11 protein-coding genes and 1 tRNA gene are annotated in these 16680 nt (G+C 69.4%); 8 read left to right on the top strand and 4 right to left on the bottom strand.

The window, feature by feature from the left end:
* Positions 1 to 262: 262 nt before the first annotated feature.
* Complete coding sequence (locus FIU83_RS03535) at positions 263 to 1702, top strand: WecB/TagA/CpsF family glycosyltransferase (protein WP_152482789.1); 1440 nt, start codon at positions 263 to 265, stop codon at positions 1700 to 1702.
* A gap of 3 nt (positions 1703 to 1705) precedes the next feature.
* Here FIU83_RS03535 and FIU83_RS03530 read toward each other — a convergent pair whose 3' ends face one another.
* From FIU83_RS03530 to FIU83_RS03515, 4 genes are all read right to left on the bottom strand, one after another.
* Positions 1706 to 3847, bottom strand: coding sequence for a response regulator (locus FIU83_RS03530; RefSeq protein ID WP_152482788.1), 2142 nt, complete (start codon positions 3845 to 3847; stop codon positions 1706 to 1708).
* Positions 3844 to 6078: a hybrid sensor histidine kinase/response regulator gene (locus FIU83_RS03525; RefSeq protein WP_152482787.1), complete on the bottom strand. Its 2235-nt coding sequence runs from the start codon at positions 6076 to 6078 to the stop codon at positions 3844 to 3846. Before FIU83_RS03525 ends, FIU83_RS03530 begins: the two co-directional genes overlap by 4 nt.
* Before the next feature lie 330 nt (positions 6079 to 6408).
* Positions 6409 to 6485: transfer RNA gene (locus FIU83_RS03520), tRNA-Ile, on the bottom strand.
* Positions 6486 to 6589: 104 nt separating this feature from the next.
* On the bottom strand, positions 6590 to 7633 hold the full coding sequence (locus tag FIU83_RS03515; protein WP_152482786.1) for a hypothetical protein: 1044 nt from the start codon (positions 7631 to 7633) through the stop codon (positions 6590 to 6592).
* Between the two features lie 193 nt (positions 7634 to 7826).
* On the opposite strand from FIU83_RS03515, the gene FIU83_RS03510 reads away from it, so the two are divergent.
* The 7 genes from FIU83_RS03510 (at position 7827) to FIU83_RS03480 (ending at position 16669) form a co-directional block, all read left to right on the top strand.
* Complete coding sequence (locus FIU83_RS03510; RefSeq protein ID WP_152482785.1) at positions 7827 to 8390, top strand: PRC-barrel domain-containing protein; 564 nt, start codon at positions 7827 to 7829, stop codon at positions 8388 to 8390.
* A gap of 292 nt (positions 8391 to 8682) precedes the next feature.
* Entirely contained in the window at positions 8683 to 10821 is a 2139-nt protein-coding gene (locus FIU83_RS03505; protein WP_152482784.1) for a TonB-dependent receptor, read from the top strand.
* A gap of 162 nt (positions 10822 to 10983) precedes the next feature.
* Positions 10984 to 11898 (top strand): LysR family transcriptional regulator, encoded by a 915-nt coding sequence (locus tag FIU83_RS03500; protein WP_152482783.1) that lies wholly within the window; start codon positions 10984 to 10986, stop codon positions 11896 to 11898.
* A 229-nt stretch (positions 11899 to 12127) separates the two neighbouring features.
* Positions 12128 to 13294, top strand: a complete 1167-nt coding sequence (locus FIU83_RS03495) for a PQQ-dependent sugar dehydrogenase (RefSeq protein WP_152482782.1) — start codon at positions 12128 to 12130, stop codon at positions 13292 to 13294.
* Positions 13295 to 13657: 363 nt separating this feature from the next.
* On the top strand, positions 13658 to 14860 hold the full coding sequence (locus tag FIU83_RS03490; RefSeq protein ID WP_152482781.1) for a glycine betaine/L-proline ABC transporter ATP-binding protein: 1203 nt from the start codon (positions 13658 to 13660) through the stop codon (positions 14858 to 14860).
* Positions 14861 to 14865: 5 nt separating this feature from the next.
* On the top strand, positions 14866 to 15699 hold the full coding sequence (locus tag FIU83_RS03485; protein WP_152485224.1) for a proline/glycine betaine ABC transporter permease: 834 nt from the start codon (positions 14866 to 14868) through the stop codon (positions 15697 to 15699).
* A 91-nt stretch (positions 15700 to 15790) separates the two neighbouring features.
* Positions 15791 to 16669: a glycine betaine ABC transporter substrate-binding protein gene (locus FIU83_RS03480; protein ID WP_152482780.1), complete on the top strand. Its 879-nt coding sequence runs from the start codon at positions 15791 to 15793 to the stop codon at positions 16667 to 16669.
* The last annotated feature ends 11 nt before the right edge of the window (positions 16670 to 16680 follow it).

The following is a 16680-nucleotide window of genomic DNA, read 5'->3' as shown; positions in this document are numbered from 1 at the left end:
GGTTATTCAATTTCCGGGCCAACCTCACCATTTCTAATTTTATCAATAACTTGAACACTCACCCTGAGCGATCTGCATCATGGCGGCCCCGGTTGCATCGCGTAACGCAACGCGACATCGCATTCCTCATTGCAGATTGCAAATCTTCCGCGACACGCCGCGAGGACAAAGACGCAAGTCACTGTTATTAAAGAAATAAAAAAACTGGCACGGTTCTTGATACGGGATGGGCAGTCCACCCTACGACGCGCTGGAGCCTGCCATGACCGTCTTCACCGATACCCTTCGCCACCTCGACGCCACTTCCTCTCGCCGCGGGCTCCATGACTTCGTCGCTCCCGGGCGGGAGGCGCTCCCCACCACTCGCCTCTTCGGGCTGCCGCTGGTGAACGCCTCCCGGGCCCAGGCCGTGTCGCGCATCATGGCGCTGGCCACGCAGCCGGCACGCGCCGTCGTCAACTTCGTCAATGCCCACTGCGTCAACGTGGCCCGCACCGATGCCCGGTATCGCGGTCACCTGCGCCAGTCGGATCTGCTGCTGCCCGACGGGTCGGGCATGCGCCTGGCCTCTCGCCTGGCGGGCGTCTCCCTCGGCGACAACCTCAACGGCACCGACCTCTTCCCGATGCTCTGCGAGCGGGCCGCCAGGCAGGGGCTCTCCATCTACCTGCTGGGCGGCCGTCCCGGCACCGCCCGGCGCGCCGCCGAGGAGATGCAGCGGCGCTTCCCCGGGCTGATCGTGGCCGGTACCCAGCACGGCTACTTCGCGGCCGACGATACCCCGCGAATCATCGAGGGGATCAACGCGGCCCGGCCGGCGCTGCTGTTCGTCGGCTTCGGCGTGCCGCTCCAGGAAGCGTGGATCGCCGAGCATCGCGCGGTCCTCAATGCCCCCGTGGCCCTGGGGGTCGGCGGCCTGTTCGACTACTACGCGGGCAACGTGTCGCGCGCCCCCGCCCTGCTGCGCCGCCTGGGCGGCGAGTGGCTCTGGCGGCTGGCCCAGGAGCCGCGTCGCCTCGCCAGGCGCTACCTGCTGGGCAATGTCACCTTCATGACCCACGCCATCGGCCAGGGCCTCGCCGCGCGCCGGCCCACCCACGTCGCCCATGCCGCCGCCAAGCGAGCGCTGGACATCGCCATCTCCGGCACCGCCCTGCTGCTGCTCTCGCCCCTGCTGGCGCTGATCGTGCTGGCCATTCGCGGCGAGGACGGGGGCCCGGCGCTGTTCGCCCAGCGGCGCATCGGCGCCCAGGGCAAGCCGTTCACGATGCTCAAGTTCCGCTCCATGGTGCAGGACGCCGAGGCGCGCCGCGCCGAGCTGCTGGCCAAGAGCGAGCGCGACGGCGTGTGCTTCAAGATGAAGCGGGACCCGCGCATCACGCGCATCGGGGCCTGGCTGCGCAAGACCTCGCTGGACGAACTGCCGCAGCTGATCAACGTGCTGCGCGGCGACATGTCGATCGTCGGCCCCCGCCCGGCCCTGCCCGACGAGGTGGTGACCTACGCTGGCAGCAGCTGGCAGCGCCTGGCGGGCAAGCCCGGCATCACCTGCACCTGGCAGGTCTCGGGGCGCGCCGACATCCCCTTCGAGCGCCAGGTGACCATGGACATCGAGTACCTGGGCCGGAAATCCGTCTTCCACGACCTGGCGCTGATGCTGCGCACGGTACCGGCGGTGCTGACCAGCCGCGGGGCCTACTGAGCCTCAGGTCGGCAGGGACTCGAACAGCTCGCGGGCGCGCACGATCGCGTCCGCGCTCTGTTGTTCCAGCACCGCCAGCAGGGCACCTGCCCGCTCGGGTTCGGCATGGCGAAGGGCATTGACCGTGGCCATCAGGGGGAAGGCACCGACATTCCCGGCGACGCCCTTGAGGCTATGAGCCGCCCGCTGCAGCGGCTCGCGCTCGCCGAGCCGATGGGCGGCGACCACCTCCGCCACCAGGCGTTCGATATCGTCGACGACCGCCTGGAGCAGCATCTTGCGGCGTGCCGGGGGAAGCGAGGTGAAGATCGCCTGGAAGTGCGCCTCGTCCACGGCAGGAGCCGAGGCCGGCGTCTCCGCCACGGCAGGGCGCGATGAAGCCGCCTCGAGGGCGTCGGAGGGGGCCGGGGGGCGATCCGCGGCAGGGCCGGGCTCGCCGCTCAGCTGCTCCAGCAGAATGGCCGCCAGGCGCTGACGATCCACCGGCTTGGCCATCGCGGCCGAGAAGCCCTGGCGGGTCAGCTCGCCGAGCTCCTCCCGGTTGGTGTGCGCGGTGATCGCAACGATGGGCAAGGCGGCCAGCGACGGGTGGCGACGCAGCTCCGCGACCGCCTCGAGCCCCGACATCCGCGGCATCAGGATATCCATCAGCACGCCATCGAAGTGCTCGCTCAGCGCCTTGTCGACCGCCTCTCGCCCATCGCAGGCGATGTCGCTGTCGCACCCCATCACCTCGAGCATCTGGCACAGCACGACCCGGTTCGTCTCGATGTCGTCGACCACCAGCAGCCGCGGGCGCGCCTGCTCGCCGAAAACCCGATCCGGCAGCGGCGTGGCCGGCACGGGCGCATCGCCCGGCACCGCCTCGCGGGGGGCGTTCGGCACCTCGTGGCGCAGCGGGAGACGCAGCGTGAACCCGGTCACGCCCGCCGCCATGCAGGGCGCGACGACGGCCTCGATCGACGCCGCCCAGCGCTCGAGCAGCGCGCGGCGACGATCCCGGCGCTCCTGCAGCACGCGCCCGTCCATGGCGCTGACGATGTCGATGCGCAGGGACGCATCCTCCGTCGCGACGATCAGGCGAATCGGCGCGCTCCCCTCCCCGAGCCGCTCGATGAAGGCATCCATCAGCTGACGCAGGCGGGTGGGGTCGGTGACCAGGCGCTCCGGCGCCGAGGCTGCCAGCTCCAGCGACAGGCGCCGGCCGATGCGCTCGTGCCCGTAGCGCCAGAACTGCAGCAGGCCGTCGAAGTAGCGCCGCAGTTCGACCTCCTGCAGCGAGATCCCCGGCGCCCCGTCATCGGCGTGGGCCATGTCGACGATCTCTTCGATATGGCGCTGCAGCTGGTGGGCCGCCTCACGGGCCACGCCGAGTCGCTCGGCCTGGGCCGGGTTCAGCTCGCCCAGCGACAGCAGATCGATCATGCCCAGCAGCCCGTTGAGCGGCGTGCGGATGTCGTGGCTCATGGCGGCCAGGAAATCGGCCTTGGCGTAGAACGCCTCCTCCACCGCCTGACGACTCGCCTGCAGCTCCTTGCTGAGGCGCACCAGCTGGCGGACCCGGCGATCGGCGATCAGCGCCAGCGCCCGGGCCCGGCGATCCGACGCCCGCTGCTCGGTGATGTCCTGCACGGTGCCGAAGAGCGACTTGAAGCGCCCGTCGGCGTCATCCTCTCGGCAGATGTTCCAGCGCATCCAGCGCGTCTCGCCGTGACGCAGGATGCGAAATTCATAGCCGTGATCGACCCCGGGCGCGGCGGAGGCATAGAACTCGGCCTCCTGGCGCCGCACGCGCTCACGATCCAGGGGATGGATATGGCGGAGCAGCGCCTGCTCGTCGGGCCGGATCCCGGGATCCAGGCCCAGCAGCCGGTGAAATTCCGGCGAGGTCGAGAGTCGCTGACCGCGATCGCGATGGAAGCTGGCGATGCGTGCCGTGCGCTGGGCGCGCAGCAGATACTGGCTCTCCCTGTCGAGGCGTTGCCGCAGCTCGCTCTCCCGGGCCATGAGCTGGTCATTGACCCGGAGCAGTTCGCGGCTGCGGCGCTCGAGGATCTCCTCGGCCTCTTCCCGCGCGGCCTCGGAACGGCGCAGGCGGCGCTCGAGGCGCCGAATCGTCTCGGCATCGGCCGGCGAACCGCTCATGCGACGCCCCCTCCGCGGGCTCCGTCCTCCCGCCCCTGAAGGCGGACCAGCCGCTGCCTGACGGCCATCAGCAGCGCCTGGGCCAGGGCGGCGTCCAGCTCCGCCAGGCACTCCTCGACGAAGGCGGCCAGCTGCTGCAGCGCCCCGCCGTGCGACGACTGCCCCAGCCCCCGGAGTGCCGCCAGGGCCCGATGCGCCGGTGCCGTCTCCTTCTCTCCCAGCGCGGGGATCAGCGCGTCCAGGCAGCGCTCGGCGGCCGCGGCTGCCTCGGGGGAGAGCGGCGCCTCGGCCGAACAGCGATCCCGGGCCCAGCGCTCCAGCAGCGGGGCCAGCAGATCCAGCAGGCGGTCGCGGTCGAGCGGCTTGCCCAGGGTCCCGTCGAGGACCGACGCATCGAGCCCCGTGGCGTTGTCCGCTTCCCGGCCCGCGGTATACCCGAGCACCGGAAGATGCGCGAGGGGCGTCGGCAGCTGGCGTATCAGGCGAAGGCAGGTCGCACCGTCGACGAGCGGCATGGAGTTATCCAGCAGCACCGCATCGAACGACGACGCACACAGCTTCTCGAGCGCCTCGAGGCCGCTGCAGGCCTCCTCGCAGGTCGCGCCGATAGCCCTCAGGCAACCCTCGGCGATCAACCGGTTGGTCTCGGCATCGTCCACCACCAGCACGTGAGGGGGCCGCCCCGCCACGCGCGGCAGCACCTCGGCACGCGAGAAGTCCGGCTGCGCCTCCTGGGAGATCCTGGCCCGGGGCAGCGTGACGCGCAGCCAGAAGCGGCTGCCGACCCCGACCTGACTCTCGACGCCCACGGTGCCGCCCATGGCTTCCGCCAGCAGGCGGCAGATGGAGAGCCCCAGCCCCGTGCCACCGAAACGCCCGGCGATGGAGCGGTCGGCCTGATGAAAGGGGGTGAACAGCGCCTCCTGCACCGAGGGAGCGACGCCGATCCCGGTGTCGATGACCTCGATCAGCAGCCGATCATCGCCCTCCTCCCTGACCGACAGTCGCACCGAGCCGCGCGTCGTGAACTTGATGGCATTGCTGAGGAAGTTCGACACGATCTGCTGCAGCCTGGCGGGGTCGCCGATGACGCCGATGGGGCCGTGGACCTCGCGCTGCAGCACCAGCCGCTTGTCCTGGGCACTGGCCTGGAACAGGTCGGCCGTGGCGTGCAGCACCTCGGCCATGTCGAAGGCCGTGTTGTCGAGCTCGAAATGACCACTCTCCATCTTGGCGTGGTCCAGCACGTCGTTCAGCGAGACCATCAGGCTGCGCGAGGCCGCCTGCATGGCCCGCAGCGACTGCTCCCGGTCCTCGTCACGATCGCCCGCCAGCTGGGCGTCGATCATGCCGATGATCCCGCTGAGCGGGGTGCGGATCTCGTGACTCATGGTGGCCAACAGCATCATGTTGGCCTCGGCGGCCCTGACCGCCTCATCACGCGCGGCGATCAGCTGGCGGGTGGCCAGGTTCTCGGCGGTACGATCGTGGATGACCCCGAAGAGCGCCACGGCATGCCCCTGATCGTCGGTCTCGACACTGCCCTTGACGTCCACCATGCGCAGCGTGCCATCGGGACGACGCAGCGAGGCGCGAAAGGCGAAGCCCTGCTGTCTCGCGATGGCGTCCGCGATCAGCTGCTCGATATGGGGCCTGTCCTCGGCAATGTAGGAACCGATGGCGTCCTGGAGCTCCACCGCCTGCTGCGGATCGAAACCGTGGATATGGTAGACCCCCGGGGACCAGGTGATCGTCTCGGAGGACAGGTCCATTCGCCAATGCCCGAGGCCCGCCGTCTGCTCGGCATCGTGCAGCATGCGCAGGCTGTCCTGCAGCTGCTCCTCGGCCTCGAGGCGATCGGTCACGTCCGCCAGGGTGATCGCGAAGCCCCCGGGGCTCCCGCCTCCCGGCGGCAGGTACTCGACGCGCATGTCCAACCAGAAGCGGCGGTCATCGCGGTGGCACCGCAGCCGACGGTCGCTCACCTCCCCGACCCGCCGCCTGGCCGCGTCGAGGCACTCGTCATCGTCGTCCGCCGACTCGACATCGCGGCGTGGCAGGACTTCCGCGAGACGTCGGCCCCGGGCATTGGCCTCGGTCACGCCGATCAGCGCCCAGGCCGCCTGGCTGCCCTGCAGGACGCATCCCGCCTCATCCAGCAGCAGCAGCGCCTGATGCGTCATTCGACACAGCATGCCATCGACTCGATCACCGTCGTCCTTGCTATGCATGACCCCCTCCCTCTGACCGCGGCGTAGACGAGCTGGCCACGGAGCGACGAACCGGCACCCGACACAGAACGGGCCTCCGGCCTCGGTTCACCCTGCGCTCCGCGCAGGCGAACCCTGTATGCGCATATCGTGCCTCATTGCCGCGAAAATGCCAGCCATGCGCATGCCGGCCGAGGGCGAAGACCGCCAGTGATACCACGAGGCGTCACGGGCATGAGTGAGAGAGGGCATCGTGAGCGGCCACTGCATCGGCGTTCACTGAACGTGATGACAGCCGTCAGATACGCTTCTGGCGGGCCGTACTTGGAGATGGAAACTCGAGGATAGAACTGGTGGGCCCAGCAGGGCTCGAACCTGCGACCAAGGGATTATGAGTCCCCTGCTCTAACCAACTGAGCTATAGGCCCTTTCCGGAAACGCCGAACGGCGCCGCCGTATGATAGCGAAAGCCGATGGGCGAGGCCAGCGCCGAGGGCGATACCACCCTCGGCGCAGCGCATTTGGGAACGGATCAGCCGCCGACCACGTTCAGGATGGTATAGGGCGCCTCGCAGGCGTGGCGTTCGTCGCGCTCGTCCACGCTGCCGAGCCCCATGTGGCGGTCGTTGTCGTAGGCGACGAACAGGCGGTCGTGGTCGAGCACGGCCAGCCCCTCGGCCTTGTGTTCGAACTCCAGCGGGTCGCCCTCCGGGGTGGTCACCAGCCGCGGGGGTTCGCCGGCACGGAACTCCTCGAGGCTCAGCTCCCACAGGTAGCCGCCGATCTGCTCTGCCCCGTCCTGCTCGGTCTCGAAGCTGGTCAGCAGGTAGAGCCGGGCGTGGTAGGGGTCATACTCGAGGCTCGAGAGCCCGCACGCGAAGCGTACGCCCTCGTGGCGATCGGGATCGAAGGCGAAGTATTCGCGCATCTCGTCGAGGAACTCGAGGTTGCCGCGCTCGCTGATCCGGTAGTGCGCGCCAATCACCCGGCTGACGTAGGCGAAGTCGTCATGGGCGTTGCCCTGCTCGCGGATGCCGAACAGCAGCAGGCCGTCGCCGCGTTCGCCGGGGATCGCCGCGAGTCCCTCGATCTTGTAGTAGGAGAAGCCGATGGCGCCGCCGAGCTTGCCGCGCAGCTCCAGCGATCCCTCCACGCCGTCGCGGGGATCGGGATCCACCACCTGCACCCGGTCCGGCTCGCCCAGCGGCCAGATCAGCAGATGGTTGTAGTCGTTGAGCGCGTGGCTCTCGTCGTCGATGCGGTCGAAGCCGGTGGTGGCCAGCACGTGGCGGCCGTCGGCGGTGAGGGCGAAGTCCTCATACTTCTCGGCCCGCTTGATCAGCGGCTGGGTGAAGTAGTCGAGGCGGGTGTCGTCGGGGCCCTGGTCGTCGATCGGCAGGGCGAAGCAGGCGGAGCGCGCCTCGCCGGGAATCGGCTTGTCGCTGGCCATCAGCAGCCGCTTGCCGTCGTAGGCCACCGCCGAGACCTCGGCGTTCACGAGCCGGCCCTTCGCGTCCCGCAGGCCCGCGGGAAAGCAGTGGATGGTGCCCTGCTGGCGGATGCTCGCCTTGACCATGAGGAGGCCTCCTCTCGTGGGATGTGCCGATCACCCTAATGGGCCAGGGCGCGCCGCGATAGGGCGCACGCCGTAACAGTCCGTTACCGCGCCCGAGTGAACCCGGGCGGCCTCCCCCGTGACAAAGAGGCACGGCGTCTCGGCACGCCGCGCGACCGACGACGCTTCACGACGTTGAACAAGGAGAGACCGCATGATCCATGGAAAGCCCCTGAACCGCGCCATCCATCGCGCCACCCTGGGCGCCCTGCTGGCCGGCGGCCTGGCCGTCTCCGGCGCCGCCTCGGCCGCTCCCCAGGGCCTCTACTCCACCGATGAGCTGCTCGATGCCGACGTCTACGCCACCGGCAGCAGCGCCCAGGTCGGCGAGGTCGAGGATATCCTGCTCGACAACGACATGACGGTGCGGGCCCTGGTCATCGACACCGGCAGTCTGCTGGACCTCAAGGGGAACCAGCAGTTCGTCATCGAGGCCGGCAAGTTCACCGTCGAGACCCAGAACGGACACGACCTCGAGGCGATCGAGTACCGGGTGAACGTCGACCTGAACGAGGCGCAGCTCGCCGAGCAGCCGGCCTACACCAACGACTGGTGGCAGGACGCCCGCCAGGGCGCCCAGCAGGCCTGGGAGCGGACCAAGGAGGGCGCCGCCAGCGCCTGGGAAAGCACCCAGGAAGGCGCCTCGCGCGCCCTGGATCGCATCGGCAAGGCGCTGGAGAACGTCGGCGAGAAGACCCAGGACGCCGCCAACCAGTAGCGCCTTCGCGCCCCTTGGTGATTCGACAGGCCCGGCCATCGACCGGGCCTGTCGCGTCGTTGTCCCTCGGGCGTAACCCCCAGGCGAGACTCCTCCGTCGCCCGCCCTCCGTCTCCGCCATCACCCTCTTCGCCATCCCCCCCTTCGTCATCACCCCTGCACCATCACCCAGTCACCTCGCGCGCCGTTGCGCCATGCGCAACGTGATGTTTCGGGAGAGTTCGCATCAAATGAGGATCATTCTTCTTTAGAATTCCTTGCCATTGATAATCACTATCATTCAAGGAGTCCCATGTCCTCTCTCGCCCCCCACGCCCTGTCCCGCGCCGTGGCACTGGCCGCCGCCACCACCGCCCTGCCGGCCCTGGCCGAGGAGAGCGCCCACCTCGACGACATCGTGGTCACCGCCGCCGGCTTCGAGCAGGCCATGAGCGAGGCGCCGGCCAGCATCTCGGTGATCTCCCGCGAGGAGCTGGAACAGAAGCGCGTGACGAGCCTCGCCGACGCGCTGCGCGGGGTGGAGGGGGTCGACGTGGGCGGCCAGGTCGGCAAGACCGGCGGTCGCAACATCCGCATTCGCGGCCTGCCCAGCGACTACACCCTGATACTGATCGACGGCCGTCGCCAGAACACCGCCGGCAGCGTCACCCCCAACGGCTTCAGCGAGACGGCCACCAGCTTCTTTCCGCCGGTGTCGAGCATCGAGCGCATCGAGGTCATCCGCGGGCCGATGTCGACCCTCTACGGCTCCGACGCCATGGGCGGCGTGATCAACATCATCACCCGACGGGTCGGCCGCGAATGGAGCGGCACGGTCGAGGCGGAGACCACGCTCAACGAGCATGACGCCTACGGCGACAGCCGCGCCACCAGCCTCTATGCCAGCGGTCCGCTGGTCGAGGACACCCTGGGCCTGCAGGTCCGCGGGCGCCTCTTCGAGCGTGACGCCTCACGCCTGACCTACACGGAGGCGGATGGCACCGAGGTGCCGGTCAGCCAGCGCGGCCCGAGCCCGGTGGAGGGGGACGTCTACAGCCTGGGCGGCCGACTCAGCCTGACCCCGACCGAGGATCACGACCTGTGGCTCGACGCCGAGGCCAGCCGCCAGGCGTACACCAACGACGACTGCCAGCTCGGCACCCTGGATGGCCGCACCCGGAGCTGCGAGCCCGATCCCGGCCAGGCCAAGGGCTACGCCGACGAGCTGCGCTTCGAGCGCGAGCAGCTGGCCATCGGCCATACCGGACGCTTCGCCGCCGGCACCCTGGAATCGAGCCTGATGCGCAACACCACCGAGACCGTGGGGCGCACCATCCCCGGCGCCGTCGGCGTGCCCTACGCGGCCTTCCCGGAGATCGTCGGCGGCGACGCCCGCGAGCTCGAGACCACCCACACCGTGCTCGACAGCAAGTTCGTGATGCCGCTGGGCGATCACGTCACCACCGTCGGCGGCCAGTGGATGGACGCCGAACTGACCGACGGCCTGGCCACCGAGGCGTTCACGCAGACCACCTGGGCGCTGTTCGCCGAGGACGAATGGTGGCTCGCCGACGACTGGGCGCTGACCCTGGGCGGGCGCTACGATCATCACGATGCCTTCGGCAGCCAGTTCAGCCCCCGCGGCTACCTGGTGTGGAGCGCCACACCCCAGTGGACGCTCAAGGGCGGCGTCAGCCGCGGCTACAAGACGCCCACCCTCAACGCCCTGCACGCCGGCATCAATGGCGTGACCGGCCAGGGCACGGTGCTGACCATCGGCAACCCCGACCTCGAGCCGGAGACCAGCACCAGCAGCGAGCTCTCCGCCCAGTTCGACGACGGCGACGGCTTCATGGCCAGCGCCACCCTCTTCCATACCCGCTTCGACGACAAGATCGCCGCCGGGCCGGACATCGCCGTCAGCGGCGACCCGCGGATCCCGGACGGGGTCTATGCCCAGGAGATCAACGTCGACGAGGCCGAGACCCGGGGCCTCGAGCTCTCGACCCGCCTGCGGCTCGCCCCGGCCTGGCACCTGAACGCCAACTACACCTACACCGACAGCGAGCAGAAGAGCGGCGACGAGGCGGGCGAGCCGCTGACCGACACGCCGGAACACGCCGTCAATGCCACCCTGCGCTGGCAGGCCAGTGAGCGACTCAGCACCTGGCTCTCCGGCGAGTATCGCAGCGAGCGCTACCGCGCCCGCGAGCGGGTTCGCGGTGCCCCCTCCTTCGCCGACCTGGGCGACTTCGAGGCCTACGCGCTCTTCCACCTGGGCGGCAGCTATGCGCTGCCGAACGGCGTGACCCTCAGCGCCACCGTCTACAACCTGCTCGACAAGGACTTCGTCGACTACCGCGCCTACGACAATGGCAACGAGTACGGCAACGCCTACGCCAACAGCGAGGAGGGGCGCCGGCTGTGGCTCTCCGCCCGCTACGCGTTCTGAGCCGGCGTCGCCGTGACGGATAGGCCCGCTCGCGGGGCCCGGCATCGCCGGGCCCCTTCACTAACGAGATTCAATATCATAAGATAAACGTTTTCATTCTTACTCCATCTCCCCATCACGCCGGAGCGGCCGCCGCGGCACGCTCCGTTCCAGGGCCCGAGCATGCACGACTTCAACGAACTGACGGCCTTCGACGCCGTCATGGCGACGGGCAGCCTGACCCTCAGTGCCCGCGAGCTGGACCTGGCCAAGTCGACCCTGAGCCGACGCATCAGCCAGCTGGAGTCGCGCCTGGGCCAGCCGCTGCTGCGTCGTCAGGCCAACCGGCTGATTCCCACCGAGGCGGGGCTGCTGTTCCATGACTACTGCCGCGACATGCTGGCCCTGGCCAGCCGCAGCCGCGAGGCCCTGGCCGAACTCTCCGAGACGATCAGCGGCCACCTCACCCTGGAGGTCCATGGCGCCCTGGCCCGCTGCTGGCTGGCGCCGGTCATCGACGCCTTCCTGGCGCGCCATCCCGACGTGGAGCTCTCCCTGCACGCCCGGGAGGTCGCGCCCCGAATCCCCGACAGCCACCGCCTGCACGTCTGGCTCGGCCCCGTGCCGCCCACGGAACTCAGGACGGAGTCGCTCGGGCAGCTGACGCGCGGGCTCTACGCCCACCCGGACTACCTCGACCGCCACGGCGTGCCGTCGCACCCCCGGGCACTGGCCGAACACGCCTGGATCGACCTGCTCGGCCACAGCCGCCGGGGGCTATGGCTCCATCACGCCGCGCAGGGCAGCGTGCACTTTCGCCCGCCGCGCTCGCGGCTGGACGTCGATCTCACGCTGCTGCATGTCGACGCCATCGCCCGCGGGCGGGGCATCGGCCTGCTGCCCCACTGGCTGGTCGAGCAGCGCGAGGCCCACCACCCCGGCGAGCTGGTGCCCTGCCTGCCCGAGTGGCAGGCGGCGCCGCTGCCGGTCTCCCTGCTCTCGGCCTACGGCCACCAGCCGCGGCGGGTCGCCGCCCTGCTCGATACCCTGCGCCGCGCGGCGCCCGCGGCCTGGCGCGCGCCGACGACGGCGGCCTGATCCGTCCTGGCTCTTCCGCCCCCCGCCGACCTATCCTCACGAGGCGGGCGTTTCGATCCTTGGCCCTGTCCGTCGCGCCATGCCTGGCCACGCCACAGGGCCGTTATTTCCCGGCGCCGTTCCCGGCTGCCGCACCCTCAGGCTCCGTGGCCGCATCACGACGGCCGCGAGGCAGCGAGGCGCACGCCCACCAAACCCCGCCCGATGACCGTCGCCCAGGAGCCCCCGCATGCCGCGCTTTCGCCCCTCGCTTGCCGCCGTCCTGCGCCTCGCGGGCGCCTGGATCACCGGACTCGCCCTCACCGGGCCGGCGCTCGCCGCGGAGGTGATCGCCGAGAGCCTGGTGACCGAGCACCAGGCGCTGCGCCTGGAGCGCATCGCCTCGGGGCTCGAGCACCCCTGGGCGGTGGCGGAGCTGCCGGGCGGCGGCTGGCTCGTCACCGAGCGCCCGGGGCGGCTCGTGCGCCTCGCCCCGAACGGCCGCATGACGCGGCTCGCCGGGGTGCCCGACGTCGCCGCCGGACGCCAGGGCGGGCTCTTGGATGTCGTCCTGCACCCGGGCTTTGGCAAAGGGACCGGCCAGGACTGGGTCTATCTCACCGGGAGCCGGGCGGGGCCCGACGGCTATGCCACCGCCCTCTCCCGCGGGCGCCTCGAGGGCGATGCCCTGGTCGACCTGGAGACGCTCTTCGTCCAGAACCGCTTCGCGCCGACCCGTCACCACTTCGGCTCGCGGCTGGCCTGGCGCCCGGACGGCACCCTGCTGATGAGCATCGGCGAGCGCGGCCGCCCGCCACGCGCCCAGGACGGCGGCGATCACACCGGCAGCGTCGTGCGCCTCACCGAGGACGGCGGCGTGCCGGCGGACAACCCCTTCGTCGACGATGCGGCGGTGCTCGACGAGATCTTCACCCTGGGCCACCGCAACCCCCAGGGGCTGACCGTGACGGCGGACGGCACCGCCTGGAGCACCGAGCATGGCCCACGCACCGGCGACGAGCTCAACCGCCTGGTGGCGGGCGAGAACTACGGCTGGCCCGAGGTCAGCCGCGGCAACGACTACGTGACCAACCAGCCCATCGGACGCGACAGCGCGCCGGGCATGCGCGACCCCGTTCACGTCTTCGCCGGCCGCTTCGCCCCCTCGGGACTGGCCGAGGTCACGGGCGATGCCTTCCCCGCCTGGCGCGGCGACCTGCTGGCCGGGGGGCTGCGCAGCGAACGCCTGGTGCGCCTCGCGCTGGCGGGCGATCACGTGGTCGAGCGCGAGGTGATCCTGGAGGGCGAGATCGGCCGCATCCGCGATGTCCGGCTGGCCGCCGACGGCAGCCTGTTGCTGCTGAGCGACAGCGCCGACGGCGGCCTCTTCCGGCTGCGGCCGGAACCCGACGAGTGATATCGCCACGCCTCCGTCCAGGCGCCGCCGCCCGGGCCTTTCCCCCCGGCGCCGTGTCGTCTCGTGGGACGCGCATTCGACGAAAGTCGCCCTCCCGCCGGGCACATCCGGGCACTTTTTTTGCTAAGGTTTGAGGCTCCTGCCCACCCTGTTCGGGCCCTCAAAGGCTAATTTCGCTTAGCCTTACACGGGGTTATATTTGAATGGCCATTCAAATACCGCTAGGGTAGATCGCACCTCTTCGTCACCTGATGCCGCGGTCAACGGTACCGTATGGCACAGTTACGTCTTAATTTTGCGTCACTTCACTCGACCCTTCGGCCTACCCCGCCGTCCGGCGGGAGCCGACAAAAGGCAGAGCCAATGAACGAGAATCGAAACGTCAAGATTCGGGTGCGCAACCTGAGCAAGGTCTTCGGCAACCAGCCCAAGAAGGCCCTCGAACTGCGCGACCAGGGACTCAAGCGTCCCGAGATCCTCGACAAGACCGGTCAGACGCTGGGCCTGTCCAACATCGACTTCGATGTCTACGAGGGTGAACTCCTGGTGATCATGGGGCTGTCCGGGTCCGGCAAGTCGACCCTGATTCGCTGCCTCAACCGCCTGATCGAGCCCACCGAGGGCGAGATCATCATCGACGGTGAGGACATCCCCCAGCTGGAGGACAAGGCACTGCTCGAGTGTCGTCGCCGGCACTTCTCCATGGTGTTCCAGAACTTCGCCCTCTTCCCGCATCGCACGGTCCAGCAGAACGCCGAGTTCGGCCTCGAGATCCGTGGCGTGGAGGCCGCCGAACGCACCGACACCGCCAAGAAGGCGCTCAAGCAGGTGGGCCTCGAGGGCTGGGAAGACGCCTACCCGAGCCAGCTGTCCGGCGGCATGCAGCAGCGCGTGGGTCTCGCCCGGGCGCTGGCCAACGACTCCACCGTGCTGCTGATGGACGAGGCCTTCTCGGCCCTGGACCCGCTGATCCGCGGCGACATGCAGCAGGAGCTGCTCGAGCTGCAGCACCGCATGCAGAAGACCACGGTGTTCATCACCCACGACCTGGACGAGGCGCTCAACATCGGCGACCGCATCATCCTGCTCAAGGATGGCGAGATCGTGCAGATCGGCACGCCCGAGGAGATCCTCACCAACCCAGCCGACGAGTACGTCGAGCGCTTCATCGAGGGCGTCGACATGTCGAAGATCCTCACCGCCGAGCACGCCATGCGCCCGGTGCGGGCCACCGCCCGCGAGGATGACGGCCCGCGCACCACGCTGCGCAAGATGAGCGAGCACGGCCTGGACTCGATCTACGTGACCGGACGCGACCGCACCCTGCTGGGCCTGGTCGAGGTCGATGCCCTCGAGCAGGCCGCCACCCAGGGCAAGGACCACATCCGCGAGCTGATGACCCAGGACTTCCGCACCGTCAGCCCCGACGAGCCCCTGCACAACCTCTTCGCCATGTTCAGCGAGAAGAGCTTCCCCATCGCCGTGGTGGACGCCGACAAGCGGCTGAAGGGCGTGGTGGTCAAGGGCGCGGTCCTCGATGAACTGGCACAGGCAGGAGACAAGTAATGGCTATCGAAATCCCGAGCATCCCCCTGGGCCAGTGGATCGAAGGCGGTCTCGACTGGCTGACCACCGAGTACTCCGGCGTCACCCGCGGCATCTCGCGGGTCACCCAGACCGGCATCGATGGGCTCAACGACGCCCTCTTCTGGCTGCCGCCCTGGGCCCTGCTGCTGATCATCGTCGGCCTGTGCTGGTGGGTGTCGAGCCATCGCCTGGCCATCGGCGCGGCGCTGGGCATGGCGCTGATCTGGAATCTTGATCTCTGGGACCCGATGATCGAGACCCTGACCCTGGTGGTGATCGCCACCCTGGTCGCGGTGGTCATCGCCCTGCCGGTGGGCATCGCCGCGGCGCTCTCCGAGCGGCTCTACCGGGCGATCATGCCGGTGCTCGACTTCATGCAGACCATGCCGGCCTTCGTCTACCTGATCCCGGCGATCCCCTTCTTCGGCATCGGCTCGGTGTCGGCGATCTTCGCCACGGTGATCTTCTCCATGCCGCCGGCGATCCGCTTCACCACCCTGGGCATCCGCCAGGTACCCAAGGAGCTGATCGAGGCCGCCGACGCCTACGGTGCCACCCGCGGCCAGAAGCTGCTCAAGGTCCAGCTGCCCCTGTCGCTGCCCACGGTGATGGCCGGCATCAACCAGACCATCATGCTGGCCCTCTCCATGGTGGTGATCGCCGCCATGATCGGCGCCGACGGCCTGGGCAGCGAGGTGTGGCGCGCCATCCAGCGCCTGCGTCCGGGCGACGGCTTCGAGGCCGGCATCGCCGTGGTGATCCTGGCCATGCTGCTCGACCGCGTGACGCAGTCGCTGCGCAAGGGCCGCAAGGGCTGATAACGCGACGCCTGTCGTGGAGGCGCCACCCTTGAAAGCATGGGGGTGGCGCTTCAGGCTATTCGATTCACACGCGAAAGAAGGACAACAGATGACTCAGCAACCGCTTAGCCGCCGCATCCGTTTCGCCAGCCTCGCCCTGATCGCCGGCACCGGCCTCGTGGCCGGCACCGCTCAGGCCGAGGAGAAGGGCACCGTCGAGCTGGCCTACGTGGAGTGGGCCTCCGAAGTCGCCTCCACCAACGTCGTGCGCGTCGTGCTGGAGCAGGCCGGCTACGAGGTCGAGATGACCTCCCTTTCCGCCGCCGCCATGTGGCAGGCCGTGGCATCGGGCGATGCCGACGCCATCGTGGCCGCCTGGCTGCCGACGACCCACGCCGACTACCTGGAGCGGGTCAGCGATGACGTCGTCGACCTGGGCGTCAACCTGGACGGCACCAAGCTGGGGCTGGTCGTGCCGGCCTACACCGACGTCGACTCTATCGCCGAGCTCGACGCCAACGCCGACACCTTCGACGGCACCATCACCGGCATCGACCCGGGCGCCGGCCTGATGAGCCTCACCGAGCAGGTGGTCGAGGACTACGATCTCGAGAAGATGGACCTGCAGAGCGGCAGCGGCGCCACCATGACCGCCGCCCTGGACAGCGCCCTGGACAACCAGGAAGACATCGTGGTCACCAGCTGGACCCCGCACTGGATGTTCGCTCGCTGGGACCTCAAGTACCTCGAGGACCCGAAGAACGTCTACGGCGGTGCCGAGCAGATCCACACCATCGCTCGCGATGGCCTGGAAGAGGATCTGCCGGGGGCCTACGCCATCCTGGATGCCTTCGAGTGGACCCCGGAGCAGATGGGCGAGGTCATGCTGGGGAACCAGGCCGAGGACGCCGACCCCTATGAGGTGGCCAAGCAGTGGGTCGCGGACAACCAGGACGTGGTCCAGGCGTGGCTGCCGGCGGAAGGCTGATCCGCCGCCGC

This window comes from Halomonas sp. THAF5a (assembly GCF_009363755.1).
Taxonomy (GTDB): domain Bacteria; phylum Pseudomonadota; class Gammaproteobacteria; order Pseudomonadales; family Halomonadaceae; genus Halomonas.
The sequence above is the reverse complement of the archived record's forward strand: the minus strand, read 5'-3'. Positions and strand labels throughout refer to the sequence as shown.